General features: G+C 46.7%; 15 protein-coding genes and 1 pseudogene. 7 read left to right on the forward strand and 9 right to left on the reverse strand.

The genetic code is table 11. The features are described from left to right. Position 1: 1 nt before the first annotated feature. From NC996_RS05550 to NC996_RS05565, 4 genes and pseudogenes are all read right to left on the reverse strand, one after another. Positions 2-163, reverse strand: a complete 162-nt coding sequence (locus tag NC996_RS05550; protein ID WP_190428899.1) for a hypothetical protein — start codon at positions 161-163, stop codon at positions 2-4. A 360-nt stretch (positions 164-523) separates the two neighbouring features. After that, a pseudogene (locus NC996_RS05555) lies at positions 524-685 on the reverse strand (Uma2 family endonuclease); the annotation flags it as partial. A 229-nt stretch (positions 686-914) separates the two neighbouring features. After that, positions 915-2,912, reverse strand: coding sequence for an excinuclease ABC subunit UvrB (uvrB, locus tag NC996_RS05560; protein ID WP_190428900.1), 1,998 nt, complete (start codon positions 2,910-2,912; stop codon positions 915-917). 78 nt (positions 2,913-2,990) lie between these two features. Next, positions 2,991-3,116: a hypothetical protein gene (locus tag NC996_RS05565; protein ID WP_348245633.1), complete on the reverse strand. Its 126-nt coding sequence runs from the start codon at positions 3,114-3,116 to the stop codon at positions 2,991-2,993. Positions 3,117-3,645: 529 nt separating this feature from the next. On the opposite strand from NC996_RS05565, the gene NC996_RS05570 reads away from it, so the two are divergent. The 3 genes from NC996_RS05570 to NC996_RS05580 all read left to right on the forward strand — a co-directional run bounded on the left by NC996_RS05570 (position 3,646) and on the right by NC996_RS05580 (position 5,088). Beyond that, positions 3,646-3,834 (forward strand): CsbD family protein, encoded by a 189-nt coding sequence (locus tag NC996_RS05570; RefSeq protein WP_190414269.1) that lies wholly within the window; start codon positions 3,646-3,648, stop codon positions 3,832-3,834. Positions 3,835-3,964: 130 nt separating this feature from the next. Beyond that, positions 3,965-4,417, forward strand: a complete 453-nt coding sequence (locus NC996_RS05575) for a hypothetical protein (protein ID WP_190414267.1) — start codon at positions 3,965-3,967, stop codon at positions 4,415-4,417. Between the two features lie 146 nt (positions 4,418-4,563). Further along, positions 4,564-5,088 carry a hypothetical protein gene (locus NC996_RS05580; RefSeq protein WP_190414265.1) on the forward strand — a complete coding sequence of 175 codons (525 nt, stop codon included), beginning with the start codon at positions 4,564-4,566 and terminating at the stop codon, positions 5,086-5,088. Positions 5,089-5,216: 128 nt separating this feature from the next. On the opposite strand, the gene NC996_RS05585 is transcribed toward NC996_RS05580, so the two are convergent. The 4 genes from NC996_RS05585 to rpe form a co-directional block, all read right to left on the reverse strand. Further along, entirely contained in the window at positions 5,217-5,471 is a 255-nt protein-coding gene (locus NC996_RS05585) for a DUF2283 domain-containing protein (protein WP_190687545.1), read from the reverse strand. A gap of 12 nt (positions 5,472-5,483) precedes the next feature. Further along, positions 5,484-5,738, reverse strand: a complete 255-nt coding sequence (locus NC996_RS05590; RefSeq protein WP_190687548.1) for a hypothetical protein — start codon at positions 5,736-5,738, stop codon at positions 5,484-5,486. Positions 5,739-5,781: 43 nt separating this feature from the next. After that, positions 5,782-7,794, reverse strand: a complete 2,013-nt coding sequence (locus NC996_RS05595) for a serine/threonine-protein kinase (protein WP_190687551.1) — start codon at positions 7,792-7,794, stop codon at positions 5,782-5,784. A 141-nt stretch (positions 7,795-7,935) separates the two neighbouring features. Continuing rightward, complete coding sequence (rpe, locus tag NC996_RS05600) at positions 7,936-8,643, reverse strand: ribulose-phosphate 3-epimerase (protein ID WP_190687554.1); 708 nt, start codon at positions 8,641-8,643, stop codon at positions 7,936-7,938. A 202-nt stretch (positions 8,644-8,845) separates the two neighbouring features. Here rpe and NC996_RS05605 point away from each other — a divergent pair, with 202 nt between their 5' ends. From NC996_RS05605 to NC996_RS05620, 4 genes are all read left to right on the forward strand, one after another. After that, entirely contained in the window at positions 8,846-10,459 is a 1,614-nt protein-coding gene (locus tag NC996_RS05605) for a S8 family serine peptidase (protein WP_190414340.1), read from the forward strand. Positions 10,460-10,748: 289 nt separating this feature from the next. Next, entirely contained in the window at positions 10,749-12,029 is a 1,281-nt protein-coding gene (locus NC996_RS05610) for a serpin family protein (RefSeq protein ID WP_190687741.1), read from the forward strand. Then, positions 12,026-12,424 carry a hypothetical protein gene (locus NC996_RS05615; RefSeq protein WP_190435880.1) on the forward strand — a complete coding sequence of 133 codons (399 nt, stop codon included), beginning with the start codon at positions 12,026-12,028 and terminating at the stop codon, positions 12,422-12,424. The genes NC996_RS05610 and NC996_RS05615 overlap by 4 nt, the downstream gene beginning before the upstream one ends. A 412-nt stretch (positions 12,425-12,836) precedes the next feature. Beyond that, positions 12,837-14,243 carry an LCP family protein gene (locus NC996_RS05620; RefSeq protein ID WP_190687556.1) on the forward strand — a complete coding sequence of 469 codons (1,407 nt, stop codon included), beginning with the start codon at positions 12,837-12,839 and terminating at the stop codon, positions 14,241-14,243. Positions 14,244-14,428: 185 nt separating this feature from the next. On the opposite strand, the gene NC996_RS05625 is transcribed toward NC996_RS05620, so the two are convergent. After that, positions 14,429-15,373, reverse strand: a complete 945-nt coding sequence (locus NC996_RS05625; RefSeq protein WP_190687744.1) for an alpha/beta fold hydrolase — start codon at positions 15,371-15,373, stop codon at positions 14,429-14,431. Positions 15,374-15,679 lie beyond the last annotated feature (306 nt).

Raw genomic sequence — 15,679 nt, forward strand, 5'->3', positions numbered from 1 at the left:
GTCAGCCGCTGATGACGCGGGGAGATGACTCGGCTGTGGGTAGATGCCGGAGAAAAATCGACATTTGACGATTCAAAGCCAGATTGACGCTCCACGAGCCGCCAGGGACGCTAGGTTTTCTCGTGGCACCCTGAACGTTGGGGTTATGAGATGGGCACGACAAAGTAAGAGTCGCCTCTTATAAAGTTTAACTGCATTTACGGCAGTGAAGTTTCAGACAGCGATCGCCAACATTGTACGGATATCGCCAGTACCATTCACCACAATCAAAAGGTAGAAATTTAGGGTAAGGTTTATTTTCCTTGAGAGCATGATTTCTGGATGAGGGGATTAGCTGGGATGACAAAAAATTGCGCTTGCTAAATTTTCCAGAAATCCTTGGTATGCCTTATCTAGCGCCCTTCCGGAATATGCGGAACTAATGAGGTGGTGCCGCTCGTACCGAGAATTGGCATCTGTGTAGCAATGTTCTAGCAGTGAATCCCATTCGGGTTGGATGCGATCGCTTACCAAAAATCAGCTTTCACCATACCTCATTCAAATCCAACTCAAATCCAGGTAGCACATCCTCGCCAGATAGAGTTAAAGGAAACTCCAACACCTCTACATCTTGCCCTAAACGGTAAATTTCTACCTGCTTCGTCTTGGGATCAATCAGCCATCCTAAGCCAACGCCGTTGGTGATGGCGTTCATAGGCTGGACGGGTGATGCCTGAGTCGGTGAACTCAATTATGAAGATTGCTCAACTTGGCTTTCAGATGGCTGATTGGTGTATGGATGCGATCGCTCTTCACCCTGTTTTTCCAGTCAAAGTGCGATCGCTGTTGAATTTTTGAACCGCGTTGGCGAAGCCTGCGCGAAGCGCTTAGACGCGAAGGACGCAAAGTAAGAAAAGAGAGGCGCTTAAGCGTTTTTAATGACCGAGTAATTTGTCTCGTAGATGCTTAATGCGATCGCGGTATTTTGCAGCCTCTTCAAACTGCAAATTCTTTGCTGCTTCCTTCATTTGCGCTTCCAGTTGGGTAATCAACTCTGGAATATTCTCTAAAGGCAAATCGTCCGCCTGTTCGTAAATTTCTTCCAACTGTTGAGAATTCAGCCGCCGCGAAACATCTAGGTAAGCCAAAATTGAGTTATTGACTTTTTTGATAATCGGCTGGGGTGTAATGTTGTGCATTTTGTTATATGCCATCTGAATCCCCCGCCGCCGGTCGGTTTCGTCGATCGCTTTGATCATGCTATCGGTGAGATTATCAGCATAGAGGATGGCTTGTCCCCGGATGTGACGAGCGGCGCGACCAATGGTTTGAATGAGCGATCGCTCTGCGCGTAAGAAACCCTCTTTATCTGCATCTAAAATCGCCACCAGAGAAACTTCCGGCAAATCCAACCCTTCTCGCAGCAAGTTAACCCCAATTAGCACATCGAAATTGCCCTCGCGCAACTCTTGCAAGATTTCAATTCGCTCAATCGAGTTAATCTCTGAGTGCAGATAGCGGACTCGAATTCCTCGTTCTTGTAAATATTCTGTCAAATCCTCCGCCATGCGCTTAGTTAAGGTAGTAACTAGCACCCGTTCTCGCTTGTCAATCCTGTCTTTAATCTCACCTAACAAGTCGTCAATTTGTCCTTCCGTGGGACGCACAAAAATTTCTGGATCGAGTACGCCAGTCGGACGGATTACCTGTTGTACAATTCGATCCTCTGACTGTTCTATCTCCCAGTTACCGGGAGTTGCAGAAACAAAAATACACTGATTTACCTTCTCCCAGAACTCCTCTGACTTCAGAGGACGGTTATCAGCCGCACTGGGGAGGCGAAAACCATGTTCAATCAGCACTTTTTTTCGTGCTTGGTCGCCATTGTACATCCCCCGAATTTGCGGGACGCTGACGTGAGATTCATCCACCACTAACAGCCAATCTTTGGGAAAATAATCAATCAAGGACTCTGGCGGTTCTCCCGCACGCCGTCCTGCTAAATGTCGAGAATAGTTCTCAACGCCATTGCAATATCCGACTTCCCGCAACATTTCCAAATCGTAGCGAGTACGCTGATCGAGTCGTTGCGCCTCTAGTAATTTCCCAGCTTTTTCTAATTCTTCCAGCCGATCTTTGAGTTCCTGTTCAATGTCATTACAAGCGGCTTCTAGCCGATCTTCTGGGGTGACAAAGTGACGCGCTGGGTACACATTTACGGCGTCCATACTCTGAAGGATTTCGCCGGTTACGGGGTCAACGTAGCGAATGGCGTCAATTTCATCTCCAAAGAATTCTACGCGAATAATCCGATCTTCGTAAGCCGGGCCAATTTCCAGCACATCGCCCCGAACTCGGAACTTTCCTCGCCCCATTTCTACATCGTTGCGGCTATACTGCACGGAAGCTAAATCTCGCAGCAACTCGCGTTGATTCACTTCTCGCCCCATCTTTAAGGGAATCGCGGCTTTGAGATATTCCGAGGGAATTCCCAAACCATAAATACAGCTAATAGAAGCCACAACAATGACATCGCGCCGCTCAAAAAGCGATCGCGTGGCGGAGTGTCGCAACATATCAATTTCGTCGTTAATTGCAGCACTTTTCTCGATATATGTGTCGGTGACGGGAATATACGCTTCTGGCTGATAGTAGTCGTAGTAACTGACGAAATACTCCACCGCATTTGGGGGAAAGAACTCCCGCAATTCGTTACACAATTGAGCAGCGAGCGTTTTGTTATGCGCCAATACCAGCGTGGGTCTGCCGACGTTCTCAATAACGGCTGCTACTGAGAATGTCTTGCCCGTTCCCGTCGCTCCCAGTAGGGTTTGAAAGCGATCGCCTTTTTTTACGCCTTTCGTGAGTTGCGCGATCGCATTCGGCTGATCGCCCGTCGGTTGAAAGGGAGCTTGCAGACAAAATTGCGTCATACAGTTTTAAGAAGCTTTAAGAAAATTGTTTTTCGTGCCTGGAGCTTGGTCGGCAGATTACCACATCTCTCTTCTCTCTCATCCTAGCCATTTGCCCTCTTCTATGCCTTGCTCATCTAAGCGATCGCCAGAAATAAATCCTAACTTGTCACTGCCATGCACGTTCATCGCCAACAGCATAATTATTTTAATAAATATTGACAATTCTTATTTTTTGTATTCAAGCGGTAAAGCGATCGCTGATTCGTTTATCGGCTTCAACATTGCTTGCAAATGAGATTGTGTCATCCAAGTTTTTAGCGATCGCATTTTAGTTGCACTTGGGACTAAATTACTTCTCCCCATTTACTTGATTAGCACTCCCTCTGCAACTTTGGGAAGCTGCTTGTTTCTAGCGCAGGGGCGCTTTTACTGCAAAGGTTCGAGAGAGCTGTTGAAGGGAACTTATGAATGGGATAATAATCCCACGTTTTTAGCCGTGACAAGATTTCCTATTGTAAAAATTAAGAAGTTTTTTAAATTATCATCTACCTTTAGCCGTAGGAAATGCTCATTCTTTGAGCATAGGTAAAGAGTAATAATAGCGATCCCCATTTTTTCTGTCTGGGGGCAGAAGGCTATGTAAACAAAACTAGATACATTGAATACATAGAAGCAAAAGAAGACTGCGGCAATAAAGCAAATTTAACGCATCTTCTAAAATAAAAACTGTTTGAAAGATTAGGAGAAAAAAATGAGCGTTGAAGATAGAGCTAAAGCAACCGGCAAAAATATCGAAGGCAAAGCCCAAGAAGCGCTCGGCAATATAACTGGCGATCCAGAAGATAAAGCTGAAGGAAAAGCCAAGCAAGCTGAAGCCCAAGTAAGTCACACCAAAGAAGATGTGAAAGATAAGGCAAAAGATTTGGTTGATAACGCCTAATACTTGACTTTGGAGGTCTAGCTACTGAAAAGATTCATCTAGACCTTCTCCCTTATTTAATGCAGCCAATACCACAGACAGGCAACACCCTGATTCTGTCTTGTAAAGACAAGTTTAATAGGAGACTGAGGTGAATTTTCTTCAGCAATTTCGGAAAATTTTTACGGCTTTAGTCTTGGTTCTGTTCCTCTCTACAGCTACAGCTTGTAGTGGAGCCAGCCAAGCAACTCAACCGAAAGCTCTACCGGGTGCGAGTAGCGGTGCTAACAGCATTGTCGCATATCAACAGTTGGAACGCGGTAGCACTGCCGCCGGTCAAGAATTTGGTAACTGGGTAGTCCAGACAGCGAAAGGATTAGTCAAGGATGCCTACGTCCGTGATAACAACAAATTGGGAGTTGTGATTACGCCCCAAGTTCGTCCTAACGAAGTTAAAAGTTTAGCAAGCTCTTTAGCTCAAGGATTCCACAAGAATTTTCCCAACCAAGATTTAACCATTTTGATGTATGCGCCAGATAAAAAACTGATTTTGACAGCAAAATATGATGAGCAGTCAAAACAAATTCAGTATCAAGGTGCTTAGTTTAACTAAGGGGAAATGGTGAAAGCTGGGGCAATTCATCTAGCTTTAACTACTTTAGAAGGTGCATTTGTAGAGATGGGGTGAATCCCCTCTCTACCCAGAATTTACGATTTTTTCTTTTAGCTTTTGAATCAGGAGATAAGAAAATGACCAGCAGCGAACAATATAAGCGTCAAATCATGAATGATTTGGCTGGTGGTGACTCCGAAATGATGCAGGACGCTCCAAGCGATCCTAGCAGCGACTATCAAAATTTTGATGACTTTGCTCAACGTTCCTCTAGAGACGAACGCCGTCAACTGTTTGGGAAGTCTCTACATCCAGACAGCATTCCTGTCAGCCAGATGGAACCAGAACTGCAAAAAGCGATCGCGCAGATTCAACCCAGCGAACGGGATGACGTGGCGCGGGAGTTCTTCAAGCGGTTAAAGGAAAGAGGACTCAATGACCGCCAGTTAGAGCAACAATTAAGTCTCTCCACGCATCACCCCAGCCGCATGAGTGCAGATGATGTTAGCAAACTGGCTACCTTTACCTATCACACTCATCCTGACATCTTTCAAGATGTATTAGCTGATAAACCAGCTATCATGAAGTTTCTGAGCAATCCAGTGGTTGCCGCTGTATTTGGCATCATGGCAGCTAAGTGGCTCGGCGGTCGCAGACACTAAAACCCGTTACTGTTAGACAGCAATAGGTAGTAAAAAAAGGCGCTCCAGTCAAATTGGAGCGCCTTTTTCGGTTTAACAACTTAGCACTTTAAGAAATTCAATGTTTCGAGTAAATGTTAGCTAGGTGGTCAATTTTTAGACTTTTCCAGTGCCAATTTAATCTCAGAAGATTCTCCCAAAGCTTCATTTACTAAAACCAGCTTTCCCTGATTATCGGCTCCCAATTGTTGATTGGCATTAAGGAGTTCAATTCCATAAATAGTTCCATCAGGCGCTATATCTACATTCATTTCATCGCTCACTTGGATGGTTTCCACCTGTACTGTTTTTTCTTGTAAGTAGATATAAGCGACGTTGTATCTAGGATCGTAAGTTAGTCTCATAAAATATTGTCCCTAAAAAAATTTGACAATTACAGTGATAACCAGCCAGTCTTCTTCGTTTTCTTTAACAGCGATAACCTCCACCTTCTTCGTAGAATAATAATTTCCTCGCCACTCAGCATTGAAGGGAAAGTTACGCCTAAACCCTGTTCGCTCCAATTGGGCAGGAAATAGTGTATCACCTTCAACAGTGGCAATAACTTCTGCCTCAGCTGCACCACACTCAATTAATCTTGCTTGAGCATGAGGATGTAGCTTAACGCTCACCTTTGTTAATCCCTTGAGATTCTATAAATTAAACTGTCCTTTTTTAGGAAGACAACCGCCAAATCTTGATAGTCTTGTCCACACTGCCACTAGCCAGTATCTGCCCATCCGGGCTAAAGGCGACAGAATAAACTGTGTGGGAATGACCAGTGAGGGTGCCGATTTCTTTGCCGGTACTCAGTTGCCACAGTTTAATCGTTTTGTCCCCACTGCCACTAGCCAGTATCTGTCCATCCGGGCTAAAGGCGACAGAATTAACTGGGTAGGAATGACCAGTGAGAGTGCGGATTTCTTGACCGGTACCTAGTTGCCACAGTTTGATAGTGTCGTCCCCACTGCCACTAGCCAGTATCTGCCCATCCGGGCTAAAGGCGACAGAATAAACTGTGTGGGAATGACCAGTGAGGATGCCGATTTCTTTGCCGGTACCTAGTTGCCACAGTTTGATAGTCTCTTCCTCCTCTTCCTCTTCCAAACTGCCACTAGCAAGTATCTGCCCATCCGGGCTAAAAGCGACTGATCTACTAACCGAGTAAGAATAATTTGTGAGAGTGCGGATTTCTTTACCGGTACCCAGTTGCCACAGTTTGATAGTGTCGTCCATACTGCCACTAGCCAGTATCTGCCCATCCGGGCTAAAGGTGACTGATCTAACCGAGTCGAAATGACAGCGCAAACGCATCTTATTTTTGAACTGCCCACTTAACAAGGGTTTGATTCTTTGAGTATTTATACTTATGAATTCATGAAACCCAGACCGAAAAAGGAATCTAGAGTTTAGATGTGTTTGCCCTAAGTTGGAATGACCAGCGAGAGTGAGGGTTTCTTTGCCCGTACTCGGTAGCCACAGTTTGATAGTTTTGTCCGAACTGCCACTGGCAAGTAGCTGCCCATCCGGGCTAAAGGCGATGGAATTAACCGACTCGGAATGACCTGTGAGAGTGCGGATTTCTTTACCGGTACCCAGTTGCCACAGTTTGATAGTGTTGTCCTCACTACCACTAGCCAGTATCTGCCCATCCGGGCTAAAGGCGACGGAATTAACATAGTTTGAATGACCTGTGAGAGTCATTACACACCGCCAAGTTTGAGGAACCGCTACAGCAGGTGTTGAGGATTTTAGATTTTGGCTTTTTCCTGGTAAGGAAGGGTTTAAAGGAGTGGATTTTGGAGAGGATTTTGGATTAGGTGTTATCGATTGTGTAGAGGGTATTGTTCCTAAACCCTCCCCTACATTGCATCCCAGCAAATCCAACCATTCCTGCACAGACTGAGGGCGATACTTTTGATTAAGCGCCATTCCCCGCATAATTGCCTGATTTACTCGGTCGCTAATGTTGGGATTTAACTGTTGCGGTGGTGCTAAAGGAATATTTTGCAATCTCGCAGGCGCAGGCATTGGAACCTCTGCGGTCAGCAAAGTATACAATGTGGCGGCTAGGGCGTAGACATCTATATATTCTCCCCGTTCTGCATTGGGGATATATTGTTCGGGTGGCGCGTAGCCAGGAGTAAGATTTTCTGTATGCGTCTGGATAACATTGGGGATAAATTCTCTGGCAATGCCAAAATCAATCAGCACAGCTTCCGATTTGCCAGCGCGTAACATAATATTATTGGGCTTGAGATCCCGATGCAGCAAGCCGCGTTCGTGAATCTCCGTCAAAGCATCGCCGATTTGCCCGATGTATTGCAGCGCTTCTGATTCCGATAGTACGCCGATTCGGAAGACACGACGATCCAAGTCTTCGCCTTCGATGTATTCCATCGCTATGCAAGGCAGATTCCCTTCATCAAAGACATTTTCTATCTGCACCACATGAGAGTGACGACACAAAGCCAGCCGCAGCGCTTCATCGCGGAAATCTTGCCGTAGTTTTGCTTGGCGCGGTATCCAAGCGGGATGATTGAGAATTTGTTCTCTCAGGGTTTTAATTACCCGCAGTTCGCCGCGTTTATTTCTGGCGAGATAGGTAATGCCGATACCGCCTTCGCCTAGCCGCTTTTCGATAAAATAGCGATCGCCAAACAACGTTTGCCCATTCGTCCAAACCATCTTTCACGATTGCCAAATGCTGGTACTTATTCTGGCACGCCCTCTTTATCTAACAACAAAAAAAGCCTGCGATCGCAGGCTTTTTTCATCTAGTAGGAATGCGATTCATCGCGTCTCTACAGGCAAATTATTAAATTCTTTCTACACAGTCGCTAATTCTGGTGAAGGACGCTTACTATTGCGAATCCCTTCGATTGCCTGTGCATAATCCTTCGCCTTAAACACAGCAGAACCAGCAACAATTGCATTCGCTCCTGCTTCCAAAACCTGCCAGGTATTATCTACTTTTAGTCCGCCATCCACTTCAATCCAAGGGTCAAGACCGCGTTCATCGCACATTTGACGCAACTTCCGGATTTTCGGCACCATCTCTGGGATAAAACTTTGACCGCCGAAACCGGGGTTAACGCTCATAATTAATACCAGATCGCAAATCTCCAGCACATACTCAATCAAATCCAAAGGAGTAGAAGGATTGAGAACGACCCCCGCCTTTTTACCCAGTTCCTTGATTTGTCCTAGAGTCCGGTGCAGATGCGGTGAAGCATTGTGTTCCGCATGAACGTAGATATGATCTGCCCCCGCCTTCGCAAAATCTGCGACATACTTTTCTGGTTCCACAATCATCAAGTGGACATCCAGTGGCTTTTGGGTAACCGGACGAATCGCTTCTACAATCAGCGGGCCAATTGTAATATTCGGAACAAAGCGACCATCCATCACATCAACGTGAATCCAATCTGCACCGGCGGCATCCACCGCCTTAATTTCCTCTCCCAATCGACTGAAGTCAGCTGATAGGATTGATGGAGCGATAACAATCGGCTTCTGGGATGGCGTTTGGGTCATGGTTATTTATACTCTCTTGCGTCCTCGTCTGGTATTCAGTTTAACAAAAGACGTGGCAAGCCTTAAAAAAGTATGAAGTATGAACGATGAAGTGTGAATTTAACCTTCAATCTCTAACCTTCAACCTTGAAACTAAGATTTTCAACCTTCAACCTTCAACCTTCAAAACTTCAGTGGAGAAGCTTGCGTGGCTCACCAGCAGATTTTTAAAAAACTAACATGGCTTGTTTGGGGGCTGGGAATTACCGCCTTAACCGCTCCTTCCTCTCTGGCTAACGAAACCTCATCACTGGGAGAAGCGGGCATTGATGCCCAAAGGCTACACGCTGCTCCTTATAACTTATTGGGTCGTAAGATTGCTATCGGTCAGGTAGAGATTGGAAGACCGGGACAATTTGGTTTGGATAAAGCGGTTTCCCGGAATCGAGCCTTCTCCTTGATCCGAGTCTTTTATCGAGATGCCCCAGCCAAAGCTGATAGTAATGTTGATGGGCACGCAGCAATGGTAGCAAGCGTGATGATTAGCTCGGATAAAGGTTTCCCCGGAGTGGCACCGCAGGCACGACTGTATGCTTCAGCTGTTGGCGCACCGCAAAAAACAGGTCAACCGGAAGAGTGCTTATCCACGCAGTATGTAGCAATGCAAAATGGGGGCGATGTTCGGGCAATTAACTTTAGTTTTGGAGAGTCTCTGGAGCGAGATTCTCGACCGAACCCGATTCTGGATGGCAACGCTCTACTAACCCAGTGTATTGACTGGTCGGCTCGCGTCCACGACTCGCTTTATGTAGTAGCGGGGAATCAAGGGACTGGGGGGATTCCGATTCCCACCGATAACTATAATGGCGTCAATGTTGCTTATACAACGCGCCGCGAGGGAATTTTTACGAAAGTAGATTTTGCCAACTTGAGCGCTGCGCCTATCGGGATTGCGAAGCGTCTGCTTGACCGGGAAATTAATGTTGGCCCCCGTCGCTCGATTAGTTTAGTAGCACCCGGTAGCCAGATCGAGGTATTAGACATTAAGGGTAAGGAAACTCGTGTCACTGGAACGAGTTTTGCGGCTCCCCATGTCACCGCATCTGTGGCGTTGTTACAAGAATATAGCGATCGCCAACTGCGAACACAACAGCCCAACTGGACGCCAGACGCCCGTCGTCATGAAGTTATGAAAGCTGTGCTGCTGAACTCCGCAGAAAAAATCAAAGACACTGGCGATGGACTGCGCCAAGCGATGAGTCGCACAATTTTGACTAAAGATAACCGCGACTGGTTAGCCTCCGATGCTTACAAAGACCGGAAAATCCCATTAGACTTCCAAATGGGTACCGGACAGATGAATACTTTTCGGGCTTACCAGCAATTTAGTCCCGGTCAGTGGAATTCTGAAAAGCCGGTGCCGTTGGTCGGTTGGGATTACCGCACAGTGAAGGAGTCTGCATTTCAGGATTATGTCTTGAACCAACCATTGCAGCAAGGGAGTTTTGCCTCGATCACGCTCGCCTGGGATAGGCGCGTGGAGTTACAAGATCAAAATAACAACAAGCAGTTTGATGTCGGGGAAAGTTTTAGCGATCGCGGCTTAAACAATCTCGATATCTACCTGATGCGAGCCGAAGATAATGATATCAGCAAGAGTATCTGGTCTTCGGAAAGCGATGTTGATAGTGTAGAACACATTTTTCAGGAAATTCCTGCCACGGGTCGCTACAAAATTCGCGTCCAATATCGTCAGAAATTCAATGAAAATACTCAAGCCTATGCCTTAGCTTGGTGGACGGTACCGGCGAAAGAGCTACTCAAAGGGAAAAATTAAACATAAAATCGCGATTTGAGATTGAAGAATATAGGGGTGCGTTTAACAAAATATCGCGCCTTCTATAGACACGCTCCTTAAACCTTCTTCGATCCAGTTCATACCATTTCACTTTATGTCTGCCACAAATACGTCTATTGCCCCCCTTTTGAAGGGGGGTTGGGGGGATCGCAAATGTGACATCAAAATAGTAAATTGGTATCAGTTGCCAAAACCGTAACCAGTGGAACGTCCCTGGCTGTTAGCCGTCATTCTAGAAAAGGAATGTTACGGCAATATAAACAGCTATATGAAGCGACCAATGTTCAGTTTAATGGTAGCGATCACATCAGTCAGTATCATCCTACTCGGTTTCCTGGGATGCTCGATGGTCAAAAATCCGCAGGCTGCAATGGGCGAACCCAGGCAGCCTGGAACCTCTCCTACCATCAGTCAGCGCCAGAAGAAAACTGTGGATTCGAGACTGGTTGCGGCGAATACAAAATTTGGGTTCAAACTATTCCAAGAAATTTTAAAAGAGGACAGCGGCAAGAATATTTTTGTCTCGCCTTCTAGTGTAGCGATCGCACTCTCGATGACCTACAACGGTGCTAGCGGCGATACTCAACAAGCAATGGCAAAAACCTTGGAATTGCAAGGATTAAGCCTACAAGAAGTCAATCAATCCAATGACGCCTTGAAAGCGCTCTTAGAAAATCCAGACCCCCAAGTGCAGCTCACCATTGCCAACTCTCTTTGGGCAAAGAAAGGCCTCTCTTTTAACCCAGATTTTCTTCAAAAAAATCGCCAATTTTATCAGGCGCAAATTGCAGAACTAGACTTTAGAAATCCTAGCGCTATATCTGACATTAATAACTGGGTAAAACAAAATACTCGCGGTAAAATCAATTCAATTGTCAACGAAATTCCACCCGATCAAGTGTTATTTTTGATCAACGCTCTTTACTTCAAAGGGACTTGGACAAAGAAATTTGACCAGAAGCAAACAACAACTGAACCGTTCTATCTTTCCGATGGAACTCAGAAACAACACCCAATGATGTCTCAAAGGGATAAATATAAATACTACGAAAACGACCAGTTTCAAGCCATTAGTCTACCCTACGGAAAAGGAAAACTTAGCTTATATGTTTTTCTGCCAAAAGAAAATTTTAAACTTACAAATTTTTACCAGCAGCTAAATACTGAAAACTGGGAGGAATGGATGACTCAATTCAAAACGAAACCGGGATTCATCCAGATGCCTCGCTTCAAAATGGACTACGACATAGAACTCAACGACGCTCTCAAAGCGCTGGGTATGGAAGTAGCTTTCGACTCAAATGCTAATTTTACTCAGATGAGTTCTATCCCACTCCAGCTCAATCAAGTCAAGCACAAAACCTTTGTGGAAGTGAACGAAGCAGGAACCGAAGCAGCCGCAGTCACTGCCGTCGGAGTAATGACAACATCTGCACCGATCCCAGAGGAACCCTTCGAGATGATTGTTAACCGCCCGTTTTTCGCTTGTATTCGAGATAATCAAACTGGAACCGTTCTATTTATGGGGTCTATTGTGGAACCAAAATGAAAGACATTGACCCGTTTGAAAATCAAGACATCAAGAGGGACGGGTTGGAAACCCCACTTTACCAACTGTTTATCTATTTGATTCCTGTAGTTGGCTTTTTCCCAGCCCTCTGGACGTTATACCGACGTGATAGCGACCGGCAACAACAAACTGTGAGTAGGCTATCGGTAACGCTGGCGCTCGGTTGGCTGTTGGCATACGGTTTATTGGGGGCTGGAGTTGCACAAGCTTCAGAAACTTTAACCTTGCGTTTGTTATTTATCAATGGTCTATTGACATCGGGTTATTTTTTGGTCAGCTTATGGTTGATGGTGCGTCTGTGGCAACGGAAGTCTGTACGTATTCCGGGTGTTAGCGGGCTTGCGGAGGGAGCCGTTCGCAAACACTTGTCCTAAACGAGCGTGTATTAGTTCGCCTCAGCTTGGGACGAGGCAAGAAAGGTTGTAGGCGCACAGTATTTTTTCAAAGAAAGCAACCGGAGTTACGAGCGCAACCCATTTGTATCCGGATGCTTTCCTTGAACAAAAGTAAGGAATGGGGAAGGTCGAATGAAGATTTGGCCTATGCACTTGATAGCTGGTTCTCCCTCTAGCCTACGCATCTCTATCGAAATGAGGTTAAACTCTTGCCAGTGTTTGCCTGATTTTGCAGTAAATCGGTAGAAAAACTGCTATGAGTGTTCTAGTGCAATCCTTCTTAAGGACGGATTTTGTTAGAAATAAACGTCCCAGCTCCAGATTGCCAGATTCCGCGCCCCTACCTTGAACACAAATTCGTGTTATCTTTTTTGCGTGTGTGAGGAAGCCAGTGTCAGCCCGAAAAATTCCTGAAAAACGCCCGTGGGGGCAAACATCCAATCAACCCATCAAGAAAAGGCCTGTTCAAAAACGAAACCAGGTGAACTGGCTTTGGCTTGGGTTGGGCTTGACTGGGGTGGCAATGCTGTCAGCAACTGCGGGAGCTTTGTTAGCCGTGTCTTTTTCCAGTACGCCGTTGCTGCAAAGCCAGCTAAGTCCGGAAGAAGCTGCGGTGTTTGATGGCGATCGCATTTCCCGCACCAGTATGCGATTGCCAGAACTGACCCGCCCGGTAAATATCTTAGTCATGGGAATCAAGGTCATCTCCTCCGACCTGGATAACCCTCCTCCTGAAACGAAAAATCTGGGATACCACGCGCTGGTAAACTCCTTCGAGGGTCTATCAGATACCATGCTCTTGCTGCGGTTTGACCCGGAGGCGCAAAAAATCGCGGCTTTATCAATCCCACGGGATACCCGCACCTTTGTTGAGGGCGTCGGCGTTACCAAGATTAATGCAGCGAATCTTGAGGGGGGACCAGCCCTCAGTGCTAAGGCAACCAGCGAACTCCTCAGCGGCGTGGGAATCGATCGCTACATCCGAATAAACGTTCAGGGGGTAGAAAAGCTGGTGGACGCCTTGGGTGGCGTTACCGTCTATGTCCCCAGGGATATGAAATATCGAGATGAGAGCCAGCACCTGTACATCAACCTGAAAGCAGGAAAACAACATCTCAATGGTAATCAAGTGCTGCAATTGCTGCGCTTCCGCTATGACAAGTATGGCGACATCGGTCGGATTCAGCGGCAGCAAATGGTAATGCGGGCACTGATGGAGCAAGCACTGAATCCAACCACTTTAGCGAGAATGCCGAAGATTCTTTCGGTTATTCAGTCGCATATTGACACCAACTTGACGGTTGAGGAGTTGTTAGCCCTGGTTGGCTATGGTGTCAAGACCGACCGTTCCCAAGTGCAAATGTTAATGGTACCGGGTGACTTTAGTGGCAGTGGGCATCATGAGGTGAGTTACTGGGTGCCAAATCGCCGCCGCATCCAGACGATGATGGCGCAGCATTTTGACCAGGGATTGGACGGTGGTGAAGCAACTGACCCAGCCTATATCCGGGTAGCGATTCAAGATAGTACAGGTGATATGAAGGCTGTCCAATCTTTAATCAACACGCTAAGGAATGCTGGCTACCGGAATGTCTACGTTGACGACCCGTGGCCCGAACCGTTGCGGGTAACGCACGTAGTGGCTCAACAGGGAGATGGAAATAGTGCCAAAGCCATCTACCGTTCGCTGGGATTCGGGGAAGTGCGTGTTGAAAGTACGGGCAATCTAGTTTCGGATGTGACGATTCAGCTGGGTCAAGACTGGCTTAAGCGGAGTGCTAACCGGGACTCATTTTAAATGAAGCATTTAGCAGTTCTCAGTTGGGTGCAATATACACACTCGGAACCTCACCCCCAACCCCTCTCCGTGAACGGGGAGGGGGAATATTGAACCTAGAGAGGTTTACGGGGAGGGGCAGAGGAGGGGTTAAACCGTACTGCATCCAATAGAGAATTGCTATAGATGCCCCAATTCCAGCACTTCTAAGTATTCTCAGCTAAAACTTGATTGTCCGAGTACATCTGCAATATCCAATCCTGCAAAATCGGGTTAACTAACTCAGGCGCTTCATCCTGGGGACAATGCCCGACACCTTCGATGGGAATAAACTTCTCAATTTGGGGGTAGTTGGCAAACTCTCGCCCCAGTTCTATGGGTTCCCAAGGATCTTCCGTTCCCCAGAGTATGATTGTCGGGCAGGGCAAAAGGGGCAGCAGGTCTTCCGGCAGCGGCCCTTGAGAATAGCGGGTAAAGGCTACAAAAACGTCCACAGCCCCCTCATCAAACGCGGGTGCCATGAGCATATCCACCAGTTCATCTGTCACCGCTTCCGGATGCTTGTAGGCTTGCAGGAGAACCTTCCTTACCACCTTCGGCTTGGCAAGTTGGCTAAAGAAGAATTTGCCAATCCACTTGACTGCCAGCAGTCGTTGAACGATGGGTGCGCCAAAACTGCGATACCAGGGCAGCTGGGCGCGTTTGCGGTCGTGCAGCAGCCGCAGAGAACAGTTAATGAGGGCAGTTCCCAAGACAATATCTGGATGATCGACTGCTGCTTGCATTGCCACAATACAGCCGATGGAATTTCCGACTAAAAAAACGGAACCGCCCACCACCTCGCGGCAAAAATCAGCGAGTTGCTGTCCCCAAGTTTCAAAGGTGTAGGAAATCTTGCCCCCTGGGGTGGGTTTCGCGGAACCACCAAAGCCAATTAAGTCAATGGCATAGACGCGGCAATTTTGAGCCAACACCGGGATGTTTTTGCGCCAGTGCCCCCAAGATGCCCCAAATCCATGTACCAGCACAACCGCTGGCCCTTGAGTTCCCTGAGTCTGGTAGCAGATGGGAAAACCTTGCCAAGTCCAAGTTTTCGTGACGATATGGGCAGCCGTAGGTGCAGTTGGAGTGGTGGAGGAAGATGGAGTCATGGGATAGATAGCGATCGCATCTCTTTGATTTCTATCCCGTCGCACCTTGAATGCGCTCTCAACGCCACGGGTAGACTTATGCTTTCCTAATTTTACAATTCTTCAACTCTGGAAAACACTAATTCCAATAATTTTGAGCAACTGAATCGAAAATCCCGTAAAAACTCTGATGCCAAGTGTAGATAAGCCTGGTACACAGGTGAAGACTCTCACAAGAAGCGGAAAGTGACACGGAGAATTCCAATTTTCAATTTCCAATTTCAAAACCTTAGTTTTTCATCTGTGCGTAGCACTCAAAGCGGGGAG

It is taken from the genome of Trichocoleus sp. ST-U2 (assembly GCF_039961875.1).
In the GTDB taxonomy this organism is placed as follows: Bacteria; Cyanobacteriota; Cyanobacteriia; order Cyanobacteriales; family FACHB-T130; genus FACHB-T130.

Excerpts from the sequence above, each read along its gene's own strand:
- rpe (WP_190687554.1), bottom strand. The coding sequence starts at position 8,643 with ATGACCCAAACGCCATCCCAGAAGCCGATTGTTATCGCTCCATCAATC.
- NC996_RS05580 (WP_190414265.1), top strand. The coding sequence starts at position 4,564 with ATGACCAGCAGCGAACAATATAAGCGTCAAATCATGAATGATTTGGCT.
- NC996_RS05610 (WP_190687741.1), top strand. The coding sequence starts at position 10,749 with ATGAAGCGACCAATGTTCAGTTTAATGGTAGCGATCACATCAGTCAGT.
- uvrB (WP_190428900.1), bottom strand. The coding sequence starts at position 2,912 with ATGACGCAATTTTGTCTGCAAGCTCCCTTTCAACCGACGGGCGATCAG.
- NC996_RS05570 (WP_190414269.1), top strand. The coding sequence starts at position 3,646 with ATGAGCGTTGAAGATAGAGCTAAAGCAACCGGCAAAAATATCGAAGGC.
- NC996_RS05595 (WP_190687551.1), bottom strand. The coding sequence starts at position 7,794 with ATGGTTTGGACGAATGGGCAAACGTTGTTTGGCGATCGCTATTTTATC.
- NC996_RS05615 (WP_190435880.1), top strand. The coding sequence starts at position 12,026 with ATGAAAGACATTGACCCGTTTGAAAATCAAGACATCAAGAGGGACGGG.
- NC996_RS05585 (WP_190687545.1), bottom strand. The coding sequence starts at position 5,471 with ATGAGACTAACTTACGATCCTAGATACAACGTCGCTTATATCTACTTA.
- NC996_RS05625 (WP_190687744.1), bottom strand. The coding sequence starts at position 15,373 with ATGACTCCATCTTCCTCCACCACTCCAACTGCACCTACGGCTGCCCAT.